13 protein-coding genes are annotated in these 13,050 nt (G+C 71.4%); 4 read left to right on the top strand and 9 right to left on the bottom strand.

Annotated elements, in window-relative coordinates; genetic code table 11:
- Positions 1–29 precede the first annotated feature (29 nt).
- Complete coding sequence (locus tag VSH64_RS01170; protein ID WP_407655622.1) at positions 30–1,796, bottom strand: Xaa-Pro dipeptidyl-peptidase; 1,767 nt, start codon at positions 1,794–1,796, stop codon at positions 30–32.
- A 110-nt stretch (positions 1,797–1,906) separates the two neighbouring features.
- On the opposite strand from VSH64_RS01170, the gene VSH64_RS01165 reads away from it, so the two are divergent.
- Positions 1,907–3,448: a DUF4139 domain-containing protein gene (locus tag VSH64_RS01165; RefSeq protein WP_326569697.1), complete on the top strand. Its 1,542-nt coding sequence runs from the start codon at positions 1,907–1,909 to the stop codon at positions 3,446–3,448.
- A 206-nt stretch (positions 3,449–3,654) separates the two neighbouring features.
- Here the strand turns inward: VSH64_RS01165 and VSH64_RS01160 are convergent, their stop codons facing one another.
- The 3 genes from VSH64_RS01160 to pdxR form a co-directional block, all read right to left on the bottom strand.
- Entirely contained in the window at positions 3,655–4,086 is a 432-nt protein-coding gene (locus VSH64_RS01160) for a CBS domain-containing protein (protein WP_326569696.1), read from the bottom strand.
- A 100-nt stretch (positions 4,087–4,186) separates the two neighbouring features.
- Positions 4,187–4,633 (bottom strand): hypothetical protein, encoded by a 447-nt coding sequence (locus tag VSH64_RS01155; RefSeq protein WP_326569695.1) that lies wholly within the window; start codon positions 4,631–4,633, stop codon positions 4,187–4,189.
- Positions 4,630–6,051 carry a MocR-like pyridoxine biosynthesis transcription factor PdxR gene (gene pdxR / locus VSH64_RS01150; RefSeq protein ID WP_326569694.1) on the bottom strand — a complete coding sequence of 474 codons (1,422 nt, stop codon included), beginning with the start codon at positions 6,049–6,051 and terminating at the stop codon, positions 4,630–4,632. Before pdxR ends, VSH64_RS01155 begins: the two co-directional genes overlap by 4 nt.
- A gap of 82 nt (positions 6,052–6,133) precedes the next feature.
- Here pdxR and VSH64_RS01145 point away from each other — a divergent pair, with 82 nt between their 5' ends.
- A complete protein-coding gene (locus tag VSH64_RS01145) occupies positions 6,134–6,715 on the top strand; it encodes a TIGR03086 family metal-binding protein (protein ID WP_326569693.1) in 582 nt (193 codons plus the stop codon).
- Here the strand turns inward: VSH64_RS01145 and VSH64_RS01140 are convergent.
- Positions 6,708–7,637 carry a neutral zinc metallopeptidase gene (locus VSH64_RS01140; RefSeq protein ID WP_407655666.1) on the bottom strand — a complete coding sequence of 310 codons (930 nt, stop codon included), beginning with the start codon at positions 7,635–7,637 and terminating at the stop codon, positions 6,708–6,710. The two genes, VSH64_RS01145 and VSH64_RS01140, sit on opposite strands and share 8 nt — an antisense overlap.
- Positions 7,638–7,821: 184 nt before the next feature.
- Between VSH64_RS01140 and VSH64_RS01135 the strand changes: the two genes are divergently transcribed.
- Complete coding sequence (locus tag VSH64_RS01135; RefSeq protein WP_326569691.1) at positions 7,822–9,831, top strand: prolyl oligopeptidase family serine peptidase; 2,010 nt, start codon at positions 7,822–7,824, stop codon at positions 9,829–9,831.
- Positions 9,832–9,881: 50 nt separating this feature from the next.
- Here the strand turns inward: VSH64_RS01135 and VSH64_RS01130 are convergent, their stop codons facing one another.
- Both VSH64_RS01130 and VSH64_RS01125 read right to left on the bottom strand, forming a co-directional pair.
- Positions 9,882–10,004, bottom strand: a complete 123-nt coding sequence (locus VSH64_RS01130) for a hypothetical protein (RefSeq protein WP_326569690.1) — start codon at positions 10,002–10,004, stop codon at positions 9,882–9,884.
- On the bottom strand, positions 10,001–10,261 hold the full coding sequence (locus VSH64_RS01125; protein WP_326569689.1) for a hypothetical protein: 261 nt from the start codon (positions 10,259–10,261) through the stop codon (positions 10,001–10,003). The genes VSH64_RS01130 and VSH64_RS01125 overlap by 4 nt, the downstream gene beginning before the upstream one ends.
- Before the next feature lie 70 nt (positions 10,262–10,331).
- On the opposite strand from VSH64_RS01125, the gene VSH64_RS01120 reads away from it, so the two are divergent.
- The gene (locus VSH64_RS01120) at positions 10,332–10,922 is read left to right on the top strand and encodes a TetR/AcrR family transcriptional regulator (protein ID WP_326569688.1); all 591 of its coding nucleotides are present in this window, start codon (positions 10,332–10,334) and stop codon (positions 10,920–10,922) included.
- Between the two features lie 211 nt (positions 10,923–11,133).
- Here the strand turns inward: VSH64_RS01120 and VSH64_RS01115 are convergent, their stop codons facing one another.
- Positions 11,134–11,772 (bottom strand): ferritin-like domain-containing protein, encoded by a 639-nt coding sequence (locus VSH64_RS01115; RefSeq protein ID WP_326569687.1) that lies wholly within the window; start codon positions 11,770–11,772, stop codon positions 11,134–11,136.
- A 152-nt stretch (positions 11,773–11,924) separates the two neighbouring features.
- The gene (locus VSH64_RS01110; RefSeq protein WP_326569686.1) at positions 11,925–13,046 is read right to left on the bottom strand and encodes a hypothetical protein; all 1,122 of its coding nucleotides are present in this window, start codon (positions 13,044–13,046) and stop codon (positions 11,925–11,927) included.
- Between the last annotated feature and the right edge of the window lie 4 nt (positions 13,047–13,050).

Below are 13,050 nucleotides of genomic sequence, written 5' to 3'. Positions count from 1 at the left end.
TTCCGGCGGACGGGCCGCCGTCGACATCCTCAGAACCCCAGCGCCGCCTTGCCACCCGTCACCGGCAGCGTGAGCGACGTGCGCGTGAGGTCCAGCGACAGCCCGGCACCCGGACGCGGCCGCAGGGTGTAGTCGTGGTCGCTCGAAGCCACGAGGAGTTCCAGGCGGTGGCCGGTGGCCAGCACGTAGTCCTTCGGCATCAGCGAAACCCCGATGCGGTAGGACACCCCGGGCTTGATCGGCGTGGTCACCGCGGGCGAAACGCGGTTCTGCGGGTCGGTCCAGCCGCGGGTGATCACGAACGACTTCCCGTCCGGCCCACGGTCCAGCAGTGCCACCGTGACGTTCGCGGCGGGCCGGTCGAACGACAGCTGCAGGTCGGCCCGCGCGGTGCCCGAGAGGCGCAGCGGAGACTTCACCGCGGGCGTGCCGTAGAGCAGGCGGTTGCCCGACGAAGCGGCGTCGGCGAGCTGCTGCACGGTCTTCGACGCGTCGTCGGCCAGGACCTCGACGGTCGGGCGGCCCGGCACGGGGTTGCGCGCGTCGAGAGTGCCCTTCGCGCGACCGCCGGGCCACGGGTAGATCTGCACGTCCCGAGTGCCGGGCGCGGGCCAGTCGGCCTCGTCGACCCAGGACTTGTCCTCGCGCTGGATCGTCGCCTTCGGTTCGCGCTCGATGCCGTTGGCGACGCCGTAGAGGTAGTGCGACATCCACTTGTTCAAGGTCGTCAGCCACACGTCGCGGCGAAGCGACAGAGGGTCGGCGTGGCCCGACTGGTGCAGCCAGATCTTGTGCTCGACCCCGTGCGCCTTCAGGGCTTCGTACCACGAAGCGACCTGATCGGTCTTCACGTTCCAGTCGTTCAGCCCGTGCACGGCGAGGACCGACGCGTGTACCTTGGCGACGTCGTTGCGATAGTTGCGCACGTCCCAGAACGGGCCGTAGTCGCCGGTCACCCGGTCCTGATCGGCGGTGAGGCCGTCGATCACCGGGCGGCAGATCTGCTGGTCGGCGCGTGTGTAGACGTATTCGGCGAGCACGTCGGTGTCCTCACCCTGGAAGCCGCCGGCGGCCACGACCGCGCCGTCGTTGCGGTAGTACTCGTACCAGTTCGAGATCGCGGCGATCGGCACGATCGTCTCGAGGCCTTCCACGCCGGTGCTCGCGACGGCGTTGGGCAGGGTTCCGTTGTAGGACACGCCCATCATGCCGGTGTGTCCGGTGCTCCAGCCCGCGGTCACGGCCGCGCCGGCCTCGTCACGGGCCGGGGCGCGGCCGTTGAGCCAGTCGATCACCGACCGCGCGCCGACGGTCTCGTTCACGTCGCCGGTGGTCGGGCAGCCGGTGGACAGCCCCGTGCCCAGCGATTCCCCGTACACCACGGCGAAGCCGCGCGCGGTGAAGTAGTCCTGGTAGCTCCAGCGGATCGGCGGCGCGGCGTGCGGGCCGACTACGCCGGTGGCAGCGCCCCGCGAGGAATCCGGCACCGACAGCTCCACGTCCACGTTGTGGTTCGCGACGTCGTTGCCACCCGCGAAGTACGGGCTCGCCTCGTACACCACCGGCACCTTCATCCCGGCGTCGGTCGCGCGTGGTCGCACCACCTGAGCGTGGACGAGGTCGTCGTGGCCGTCGTGGTCGCTGTCCACCGGTGCGGTGACCCAGACGTCCTCGCGCACCACATCGGCCGGGTCGAACACCGGCTGCGCCTGCCCGTCGGCGAACACCGGCGCGGGCGGCGGATCCGCCTGCGCCACACCGGTTCCCAGCGGAAGCACGAGCACAGCGGCCAACACGGCGACGATCCGAGCAGCTCCCACCAGAACCCCCAAGCCGGACGAAGCGGGCGAGCACCCCCGACACTTCCGGCAACCGCGTCCGCCGTCAACCGACTAACGTCGGGGCCATGGATGCTCCGATCGTCGCCGTCACCGTCTACCCGCAGCACGCGCGGGTCACCCGCCGCGGCCGTCCGGGCCCGGCCGAGGGCGATCGGGTGCGGATCACCGGCCTGCCGCTGGCGCTCGACGCGGAATCGGTGCGCGTCACGGGAACCGGCGCCGCGCTGATCACCGGCGTCGACGTCGGTTACGAGCAGCACGCGGGCCCCGCCGACCCCGCGCTCGCGGCGCTGGTGGAGCAACGCCGCACGGACCAGGCCTCGATCGACGCCGTCGCCGACGACGAAGCGGCCGAAGCCGCGAAGGTCGAGCTGCTCAGCGGCGTGGCGAAGCGCAGCGGGGCGAGCTTCGCGAAGGCGCTCGCATCGGGCGTCGCCGGCCCTTCGCGCGTGGAGGAGGTCACCGAGGCGCTGGGCGGCCAGCTCGCCGCCGCGCTGCGCACCCGCCGGGCGCTCACCGAACGCCTCGAGCTGATGCGGGAGGACCTCGCCGCCCTCGAACGCCGGATCGCCGACCACAGCTCACAGTCCGAACAGGACAGTGTCACCATCACCGTGGACCTCGAACGCCAGGACGCGGGTGACCTGGAGCTCGAACTGTCCTATGTGGTCCCCGGCGCCACCTGGGAACCCGGCTACGACGTGCGGGTGCGCGAAACCGATGTGACCGTGCTGTCCTACGGTCTGGTCAGCCAGCACACCGGCGAGGACTGGCCGGAGTGCGAGCTCGCCCTCTCCACGGCCCGCCCGGCGAGCACGGTCGTGGTGCCCGAGCTCGACCCGTGGTTCCTCGACCGCGTGCAGCCCACGCCGCCGGCCCGGCCGATGGCCGCGTTCGGCGCGAGCATGCCCGAGCCCGGCGGGCTCCCCCGCGCGAAAGCCGTGTCCCTGAGCCGAGTCGCCCCCGTGTTCGCCGAGGTGGAGCAGGGCACCACCGCGGTCACCTACCGGCCCCAGCGCCCGGTCGCCGTGCCGTCGGGCTCGCAAGGCCACCGGACCACGCTGGCGCGGCTCGACCTCACAGCCGAGCTCGGCTACGTGACCGCGCCCGTGCAGGCGACCGAGGCGTACCTGCGCGCGACCGTGGTGAACACCGGCGACCACGCGCTGCGCGCCGGGCGCGCGTCGGTGTTCCACGACACCGAGTTCGTGGGCACCACTCGGCTGGACAGCTGGGCGCCCGGCGAGGAGGTCGAGCTCGCCCTCGGCGTCGACGACCGCATCCGCGTGGAGCGCGAGCTCGTGCGGCGCACGGCGGGCAAGGCCACGCTCTCGGGCCAGCGCCGCCGCGAAGCCGAATACCGCACCACGGTGACCAACCACAGCCCGCGTGAAGCCGTGGTCACGGTGCTGGACCAGGCGCCCGTTTCCCGCGACGACGCCATCACCGTGCGGGACGTGCGCGCGACCCCCGACCCGGCCGAGACCACCGACCTCGGCGAGTTCACGTGGCGGCTCACGCTCGCACCGGGTGCCACCGGCACGATCACGCTCGCCTACCGCGTGGACGTCGCCAAGGGGGTGGAGCTCAGCGGCTGGCGCGAATGACACCCGGCCGCCGAGAACCCGGATTCAGGAAAGCGGACCTCGAAGGCCCGCTGTGGTGAGGACAGCACGCCCTCACCACAGCGGGCCTTCAGGACAGCGGGCCTTCAGGACAGCGAGTCTCCAAGACAGCGGGCCTCCAAGACAGTGCGTCTTGAGGACAGCGGGTCCGGAAACACCAGGCCGGCGACAGCCGGCCCGCGAACCGCCTAGCCCTGCGAGATGTACGCCTCGAGCTGCTCCTGGCTCTTCTCGAGCTGCTCGATCCGTGATTTCACCACGTCACCGATGCTGATGATGCCGGCGAGCCGGCCGTTTTCGAGCACCGGCACGTGCCGGATCCGGCGCTCGGTCATCAGCACGCTCAGCTCGTCGACCGAGTCCTCGGGTCCGGCGCTGGCCACCAGTTTCGTCATGATGTCCGCGACGGGACCGTCGAGGACGGTGGGCCCGTGGTCGTTGAGCCGGCGCGCCACATCACGTTCGGACACGATGCCCGCGATGCCGCCTTCCGGCGTCACCACCACCATGGCACCGACGTTGTGGCGAGCGAGCCCGGCGAGCAGTTCGGTCACCGTGGTCCCCGGAGCGACCGTGGCAACAGCCGCGCCCTTCGTCCGGAGCAGATCCGCGATCCGCATGGTGTTCCCCTCTCCTCGTCGAGTTGGGTCACACCAGGTTAGGGCCCGGGTGCCGAGTGCGAAAGTCCGGCGAGCCGCGTTCACCCGTGGTATGGAGCGCTCACCCCAGCCGTTCGGCCAGGCCGTCGAGCGCGGCGCGGATGCCCGCGGCGTAGTCGTCTTCGCCGAGCGCGTCGAGCTTTTCCCGGGCTTTCGCGAGGTGGCGGCGCGCGGCTTCGAGGTCACCGAGCTTGCGGTAGTCCTCGCCGAGGTTGAGGTGCAGCGACGGGTAGAAACCCCGCACCGCGAGCGTGGAGTGGTACTGCTGCGCGCGTTCGTCGGTGAGGGAATCGGCGGCCGCGAGGGCGCGCAGGTCCCAGCCGAGCTCGTCGGCCGGCTCGTCGCACACGTCGGCGAGGTGGTGGGCCAGCGCGCAGCGGTGCAGCGGATCGCCGTCTTCGCCGATCTCCTGCCACAGCGCGAGGAACGTCTCGCGGGCGCCGGCGCGGTCGCCCGCGATGTGCTTGCGCAGGCCCGCGTCGATCGCCACCATCACGTCGTCGGTCATCGCACTCCCTCGTCGAACACCCGGCGCAGCCGGCGCAGGCCCGGCTCGATGCGGTCGGCCGCGATGGCACCGTAGCCGAACAGCAGTCCGTGGCTGGGCCGGGTCACCGAGAAGTCGCCGAGGGACAGCAGCCGCACGCCGGCCTCGCGCGCCGAGCGGGCCACGCCGCGCAGATCCCGGTCGGCCGTGGCCCCCAGGTGCAGCCCGGCGGCCGCGGGCACGGGGTTCAGCACGTCGCCGAACTCGCGGCGCAGGCCGTCGACGAGCAGGTCGTGGCGTTCGCGGTAGATCTTGCGCATCCGCCGGATGTGCCGCGCGAAGCCGCCTTCGTCGATGAAGTCGGCCAGCACCGCCTGTTCGAGCGCCGGCGTGTGCCAGTCGGCGAGGTACTTCGCCTTCGCCAGCGCGCCGACGAGCGACGGCGGTGCCGCCAGGAACCCCACGCGCAACGCGGGCGAGAGCACCTTCGACATCGACCCCACGTACACCACCCGGCCGCGGGAATCCAGGCTGTGCAACGGTTCCAGCGGTCGGCCGGTGTAGCGGAACTCGCTGTCGTAGTCGTCCTCCACGATCACCGCGCCCGTGCGCTCGGCCCAGTCGAGCAGTTCCCGCCGGCGCGCCAGCGACATCGCGACGCCGAGCGGGCACTGGTGCGAAGGCGTCACGTACACGAGCCGCGTGCCCGCCGGGATCTGCTCGACCACGATCCCCTCGTCGTCCACCGGCACGCCTTCCACGCGCAAGCCGAGCGTACCCATCAGCAGCCGCGGCGGCGGATAACCGGGATCCTCCACCGCGACGCGGTCGCCGGGCCGCAGCAGCACCCGCGCGACGAGGTCCACAGTCTGCTGGACCCCCGTGGTGACAACGATGTCCTCCGGGCGCACGCGCACGTTGCGCGAAACCCCGAGGTGCCGCGCGAGCCCGGCGCGCAGCCGCGGATCACCCTGCGGCGAGCCGTACATCAGCAGCTCGGCCTGGGAACCGCGCAGGCGTTGGGACATCAGGCGGCGCCAGGTGTCGAACGGGAACAGCCGCACGTCGGGCACGCCGGAGCGGAAGTCGTACTCCGCCACCGGGCCGAACGAGCGCGGCGCGGGCGGCACCGCCGTCCACTCGGGACGCGGACGCACGCCGTCCTCCGGCTCGGCCGCCGCGACGGTGGGCCGCGGCGCGGCGCCGGAGCGCACGAACGTGCCCGCGCCGGCGCGGGCGTTGAGAAAGCCCTCGGCGGCGAGGCGTTCGTAGGCCGCGCTCACGGTGGTGCGCGAGACGGTGAGGCGCTGGGCCAGCTCGCGCGTGGGCGGCAACGCGTCGCCGTCCCGCAGGCGCCCGTCGAGCACGGCCTCGCGGATCTGGCGGTAGATCTCGTCGCGGTGTCCTCGGCGGCCGGTCAGGTCGATGTGCAGGTCCACGGGGTCCAGCCTAGATTGGTCCACCGGAGTTCGGCTGGTTTTGGACCTTCAACTGGACCGCTGCGGCGGATAGCGTCCGGGGATGACCACCACGTTCGAACTCGACCGCCAGTCCCTGCTCGTCCTCGACAAAATCCTCGCCGGCACCACTGACCAGGACCTTTCGCGCCCCACGCCGTGCGAGGGCTGGAACCTGGCCGAGCTGCTGCGCCACCAGGTCAGCGAGAACCACGCCTTCGCCGAAGCCGTGCGCCGCGGCGAAGCGGCCGATTGGGACGCGGGCCGGCTCGGTGAACACGCGTACGCGGCCTACGCGGCTTCGGTGGACGATTTCCTCGCCGCGTTCGGCGAAGAAGGCGCGTTGCAGCGCCAGCTGAAGATCCACGAAAACGGCCCGTTCGTCGCCGAGATCGCCGCGGCGATGCACCTCGTCGACACCGTGGTGCACGGCTGGGACCTCGCGAAGACGTTCGGTGTGCCGTACGAGCCGGTGCCGGAGGCCGTGCACGCGGCGCTCGCTTTCGCCGGCATGGTGCCCACCGACCCGGGCGAGCGCGCGGTGAGCGGGGCGTTCGGCGCACTGGTGGAGGTGCCCGAGGGCGCCGACGAGCTCGACCGGTTGATCGGGCTGCTCGGCCGCGACCCGGGGTGGAAGCTCAGCTGACCTCGTCGGCAGGCGCCGACCACGTGTTGCACGAGGCCGTGGTGCCACCCGAGAAGCCGGCCTTCGCCCAGGACAGCTGGTGGGCGCGGCTGCCGTGGTCTTCGCTGTTGTCGGCGCGGCCGTAGTCGGCCACGGCCGCGTTGGCCGTGGCCCGGCTGATCGAGCCGCGGCCCTCCGCGGCGGCGATGAACAGCGCGCCGAAGCAGTTGGCCTGCAGCTCGATGCGCCGCACCAGCGCCTGGTCGGCGGGGCTGTCCTGGTCCGGCGAGCTCATTTTGTCGGCCGCCGCGGTGAGGATGCCGCTCTCGCTCTGCACGTGGTGGCCGTATTCGTGGGCGATGGTCGCGAGGTGACGCGCGCGATTCTGCCCGGCGTCCGACAGCATCCAGTCGGTCGGCGCGTAGATCGTGGTGTCGCCGCCGCAGTAGTAGGCCACGGCCTCGTCCTTCGACGGCGCCGCGCCGCACGCGCTCACCTTCGGCAGCGTCACGGACACGGCGACCTTCACGGTCGGCTCGTCCGCGTGGTCCAGCGCCGGGCGCCACGCGTTCTCGAGGCAGCCGGCGAGCGCCTGGTAGAACGCCGACAGCTCGGGCCCGGTCCGGCCGAGCTCCGGCAAGTCGCACGACACTTCGCCGAGCTTCACCCCGTCGGCGAGCAGCGGATTGGTCTCCAGCGCGGGCACGGAATGCGCGTCGGAGCGCGCTCCGTCACCCGGCGTCGCGTCGGAGCGGTGCATGGCGGAGGGTACGGCGATGGCGTGGCCGGACAGCTCGTGCGGGACCACGGCCATGACCCCGGCCGTGACGACCAGGACCACGAGCGCGATCGCCGCGCCGGCGACCCCCCGGTTGCCCCGGCGGCGCGGAGGGCCGTACGAAACCGGTGCCCACGGGTTCACGGCGGGTGGCCGGGCCGCCATCGGCGGCGGTGGCGGCGGCCCGGCCGGCTCCCTCGGCGGCACCCCGCCCGCGTTTTCGCTCAAGTGCGCTTCTCCCCCTGTCACCTGCGCGCTCAAGCATACGGAGCACCCGGCCGGGCGGGATCACGAATCGGGAACGCCGGACGGGTGGCCGGAACACCCGCGGGGCGGAGAGGATGGGGCCATGAGTGACGAAGATCCGTACCTGTGGCTGGAAGACGTGACCGGTGACGAGGCACTGGACTGGGTCCGCACCCGCAACGCCGAGGCGCTGGACGTGCTCACGTCCGGCGACCGCTTCGCCGCGCTGCGGGACGAGATCCGCGAGGTGCTCGACGCCGGTGGGCGCATCCCCTACGTGACGCGCCGCGGGCCGAAGCTCTACAACTTCTGGCAGGACGCCGAGCACCCGCGCGGGTTGTGGCGGCGCACCACGCTCGAGGAGTACCGCAAGGCCGAGCCCGAGTGGGAAGTGCTGCTCGACGTCGACGCGCTGGCCGAGGCCGAGGACGAGAACTGGGTGTGGAAGGGCGCGGCTGTGCTGCGGCCAGGCCACCGCCTCGGGCTCGTGCAGCTCTCGCGCGGCGGCGCCGACGCGACGGAGGTCCGCGAGTTCGACCTCGACGCGCACGAGTTCGTCGAAGGCGGCTATTTCCTCGCCGAGGCGAAGAACCGCATCGGCTGGATCGACGCCGACCGCGTGTACGTGGGCACCGACTTCGGTCCGGACACGCTCACCACGTCCGGCTACCCGCGGCTGGCGAAGGAGTGGCGCCGAGGCACGCCGCTCGAGACGGCGGAACCGGTGTTCGAGGGCAAGCCCGACGACGTCGCCGTGTCCGCCTTCCACGACCCGACGCCGGGGTTCGAGCGCGATTTCGTGCACCGGTCGATCGACTTCTACCGCACGGAGGTCTACCTGCGCACGCCTTCGGGCACGCAGAAGCTCGACCTGCCCGACGACGTGGAGACGAGCGTCGAGCGCGAATGGCTCTTCGTGGAGCCGCGCACGCCGTGGACCGTCGGCGGTGTTGAGCATCCGGCCGGCGCGCTGCTCGTGATCGGGTTCGACGCGTTCCTCGCGGGCGAGCGGGACTTCACCGCACTGTTCACACCGGACGCGCACACCTCGCTCGAGTACTACACGTTCACCCGCAACCACGTGCTGCTCGCGAAGCTGCGGGACGTGAAATCGGAGCTCGTGGCGCTCACACACGGCGCGGACGGCTGGACGGAGGCGCCGCTCGGTGGCGCGCCGGACTTCGGCAGCGCCGATCTGGTGGGCACCGACCCGGACGAGAGCGACGAGTACCTGGTCGACTCATCGAGCTATCTGCAGCCCTCGACGTTGAGCCGCGGCGAGGTCGGCGGCGACGTCGAGGTGCTCAAGCAGGCGCCGGCGTTCTTCGACGCGGCCGGGATCGAGGTCGCGCAGTACTTCGCCACCTCGGAAGACGGCACGAAGATCCCGTACTTCGTGGTCCGCCCGCCCGGCGCCGAAAACGGCCCGACGCTGCTCAACGGCTACGGCGGCTTCGAGGTTTCGCTCACGCCCGCCTACAGCGGCGTGATCGGCCGCGGCTGGGTCGCGCGCGGCGGCACGTACGTGGTCGCGAACATCCGCGGCGGCGGCGAGTACGGGCCGCAGTGGCATTCGCTGGCGGTGAAGGAAAACCGGCACAAGGTGTACGAGGACTTCTCCGCGGTCGCCCGCGACCTCGTGACCCGCGGCATCACCACGGCCGCGCGGCTCGGCATCCTGGGCGGCAGCAACGGCGGGCTGCTCATGGGCGTGATGCTCACGCGGTACCCCTCGCTGTTCGGCGCGGTCGTGAGCCAGGTTCCGTTGCTCGACATGAAGCGCTACCACCTGCTGCTCGCGGGCGCGTCGTGGATGGCCGAGTGGGGCGACCCGGACGTGCCCGCCGAGTGGGAGGTGATCGCGAAGTACTCGCCGTACCACAACGTCCACAAGGGACAGACGTACCCGCCGACCCTGTTCACGACGTCCACCCGCGACGACCGCGTGCACCCGGGCCACGCCCGCAAGATGATGGCCCTGATGCAGGAGCAGGGCCACGACGTGCGCTACTACGAGAACATCGAAGGCGGCCACGGCGGCGCCGCGGACAACGCGCAGCTGGCGTTCAAGTGGGCGCTGGTGTTCGAGTTCCTCTGGTCGCGGCTGTCTTGATCCGTTGATTCCGTCGCCGTGGGGGCGCTCGTTTTCGAGCGCCCCCGCGGTCATCTCCCCACCCTGCGCCAGATCACCACGGCGCCGAGCACCAGCAGCACCACCGCGGCCACCACGATCAGGCCCTTCACCAGCAGGTCCATCAGCAGGTGGTGCACCAGCTCGTCGCTCATCGGCGGTCCACGCGCCGCAACGCCTCCCGCGCGAGGGTGCTCCCGAGCCCGCCCCCACGCCGGGCCCCGGTGCTTCGCCGGTCGTCGAGCGCCCGGCCCGCGAACCGCGCCGCCTTCGCCACGCCGTCGCGCACCCGGTCGCCGTGCCCCCTGCGCTTCAACGCGAGCGCGACGCCGAAGGCGATCAGCCCCAGCACCACCAGCCCGCCGGCGATCAGGCCGAACCGGATCAGCATGAAGGTCAGGTACGTCTCCATCTCTCCCACCTCGTTTTCTATCACGCTTGTGATATGTCCAGTGGTATCACAGGTGTGATAGAAAGGTCCAGTGCCCAAGGTCGTCGACGGAGAACAGCGCCGCGCGGAGATCGCGGACGCCGTGCTGCGCCTCGCCGCGCGCGACGGCCTGGCCGCGGTGTCGCTGCGCGCCGTGGCCACCGAGTCCGGCCTGAATATCGGCTCGGTCCGCCACTACTTCGACGGCCAGCGCGACCTGATGCGGTTCGCCATGCGCTCGACCATCGACCGCGTGACCGCGCGGCTGGACCTTCGCCGAGCCGCCTTGCGCCCGTTGGCCGAGCTCTCCGCGTCTGACGCCGTCGCCCAGCTCACGGACTTCCTCGCCGAACTGCTCCCCCTGGACGCTCCCCGACTCGCCGAGGCCACCGTGCTCGTCGAGTTCCTCGTCACGGCCCGCACGGACCCCGACCTCACCGAGCTGGCGGCCGAAGCCCTGGGCGGCACGCTCGCGTTGGCCCGCCGCATCACTTCTGCGCTGGGCCACTCGGATGACCTCGAGGCCCACCGCCTCGCGGCTTTGCTGGACGGCCTCACGTTCCGCGCGGTTCTCGGCCCCGAGGTCACGCCGCCGTCCGTGTGCCGCTTGGTTCTGCAGGCACACCTGGCATCGCTGCGCTAGGCCAACCGGGGCCACCCCACAACGCCGCCGCCAGACTGACCGCGGGCACCACCACTGGGAACGCCGTGCAGACGAGGCCGCTGCCGTCATGTGCCACACCGGCCGCCGGTGAACCCGGCTTCGCCAGGCACCCACACCCGTCGGCTCACGGGCGTATCCGGCTTCACGAGACCAGCCCGCGGGGCTCTCCGCTGCCTGATCACCGGCTGCACTAGACCAGCCCGCGAGGCCTCGCCTTCTTCGGCCTCACGACCGGCTGCACCTGGGGTCCACAGTGGACGTCCGCGACCACTCGCTCGAACCGGCTCAACACCTCGGCCGCGAACCCGATCCTGGTCACGTTCAACCGTCGCAGCGCCCTCCCGTGATCCCCGACCACCGCCACCAACGCCCCGGCCATCACGACGCGCCACCCCACCGCGACCAGCTTCCCCTTCACCCCCGGAAACGCCCCACGCAACTGATCGACCTGAAACGGCACATGCCGCTCCTCATCCGCCAGGATCCGCGCCGCGACCTCCCTCGTGAGCGGGTCGGTGGTGCCGTCCCTGAGGGCTTTGTAGTAGCTCAGGGCCACCACTTCGGCGATCAACAGCACCATCAACTCCAGCCTCAACCCCATCGCCCGCCGCAGCGCCACGAACACGGAATCGGACCAGTGCGAGCGAATCGTGGTGGCCCCCGCGGCCTCGAGCAGCTCCGCCAGCATCCGCGCGTGGTTCTGCTCCTCCGCCACGAACAGCCGCGACACCTCCCGCCACTGCGGCTTCGCCTTGGCGATCAGGTTGGCCCCGTCCCCGGACTCCCCCACCTGAAACCGCTGCACACTCCTGACCACCTCGGGATCCATCCGCGCACCCCTCCCCCACTCGGGTTCGGGCCGCACCTGCCGCCGTTGCGCTTCCGCTCTGAACTCCGCCAACCACTCCACGCGCCCGATGCTGGCGCACGGATGTGGATCCACCCGGGAGGAAGTGTGGAGATCCTGTGCGAACCGGCAGGCTACTCGTCGCTTGGCGGGACATCGGCGAACGCACGCAGTCCCAGCCGCGGCCCCAGCTCTGTGGTCAGCCAACGCAGATAAGCAGGGGCGAGATGCTCATCTCCGCTCTTGATCTCACCCCGGATGACCGCACACCAGTCGTCCCGGTCGAGCACCGATCGATAGGCGGCGACCAGCCGTTCCGGCGACCAGCCGAGGCGAGCCGCCGCTCCGCTGTCGAGATATTCGACGAGCCCCGTGGCGACCGCGAACCGGCGGGCCGTGGGTTTCTGCCGGCCGAGGCGCTCGACGTGGACCTGCAGAACGTCGGCAGCGTGGTCGTAGTCCTCGATCGACGAACCCATCCCCCGGCTATACGTGAGCACGTCCATCAGCCGACCGGCGTGATCGAAAAGTTCGTCGTCGGCTCCCGGGTCTGCGACCGCCTCGTGGAGCGCGGTTTTCACCGCGAGCTCACCGGCGAAATAGCCGTTGAGGTGGTCGCCGTTGACGGCCCGCCGCAGCAGCCACGGCCTCGTGGCCGGATCGTCGAGCCGAAGCAGCGCCTCGACCACGTAGACCCGGCCCCAGCCGTTGACCCGGTCACCCAGCCACACCAACGCGTCCGCGCCGCCGGCCAGCCGCTCCAACGCCCGTGCGGCAAGGGGCGCGAACGTGTCCGACAACAGCGAGATCGTGCGGATCAGGGGAATGTCTTCGGATGTTCCCACCACGGCGAGAAGGGCGAGCCCGCCCAGCACCGAGCCTCGATCGGTGGCGTGCTGCACGAGCCACCGGCCCGTGTCGCGGGCCCGGGCCGGATCCGTTTGCTCGATGACCGCCGAAATGGGCGGGCTGAGATGCCCAGAAACCCACACCCGATGGAAGGCCTCGTCGAGATCCTGGGGCACGGCGGCAGGATTCGCGAAGTGCTCGGCGAGGACTCTGGCCGGCTCGACCCCGATCAGGGCCCGGTCTTCCGGTGGCCGTGGGCGGTCGCGGCCCCGGTGGAAAGGATCGTCGGGATAGGGCTTGCCGTCGTCAGGCAACGGCGAACCAGGTGAGCGCGAGTGCAGCCGCTGTGCGTGGCCGAACAGAGTCTGGCGGGGTCCGAGCGGCACGGGCTCGGGCTCGACGCTCACCGGC

Source organism: Amycolatopsis rhabdoformis (assembly GCF_035918295.1).
GTDB lineage: Bacteria > Actinomycetota > Actinomycetes > Mycobacteriales > Pseudonocardiaceae > Amycolatopsis > Amycolatopsis rhabdoformis.
The sequence above is the reverse complement of the archived record's forward strand: the minus strand, read 5'-3'. Positions and strand labels throughout refer to the sequence as shown.

What these genes read in the sequence shown, in the direction of transcription:
- VSH64_RS01140 (WP_407655666.1), bottom strand. Translation starts at nt 7,637, where the DNA reads ATGGCGGCCCGGCCACCCGCCGTGAACCCGTGGGCACCGGTTTCGTAC.
- VSH64_RS01160 (WP_326569696.1), bottom strand. Translation starts at nt 4,086, where the DNA reads ATGCGGATCGCGGATCTGCTCCGGACGAAGGGCGCGGCTGTTGCCACG.
- VSH64_RS01130 (WP_326569690.1), bottom strand. Translation starts at nt 10,004, where the DNA reads ATGAGCGACGAGCTGGTGCACCACCTGCTGATGGACCTGCTGGTGAAG.
- VSH64_RS01165 (WP_326569697.1), top strand. Translation starts at nt 1,907, where the DNA reads ATGGATGCTCCGATCGTCGCCGTCACCGTCTACCCGCAGCACGCGCGG.
- VSH64_RS01115 (WP_326569687.1), bottom strand. Translation starts at nt 11,772, where the DNA reads ATGGATCCCGAGGTGGTCAGGAGTGTGCAGCGGTTTCAGGTGGGGGAG.
- VSH64_RS01155 (WP_326569695.1), bottom strand. Translation starts at nt 4,633, where the DNA reads ATGACCGACGACGTGATGGTGGCGATCGACGCGGGCCTGCGCAAGCAC.
- VSH64_RS01135 (WP_326569691.1), top strand. Translation starts at nt 7,822, where the DNA reads ATGAGTGACGAAGATCCGTACCTGTGGCTGGAAGACGTGACCGGTGAC.
- VSH64_RS01145 (WP_326569693.1), top strand. Translation starts at nt 6,134, where the DNA reads ATGACCACCACGTTCGAACTCGACCGCCAGTCCCTGCTCGTCCTCGAC.
- VSH64_RS01125 (WP_326569689.1), bottom strand. Translation starts at nt 10,261, where the DNA reads ATGGAGACGTACCTGACCTTCATGCTGATCCGGTTCGGCCTGATCGCC.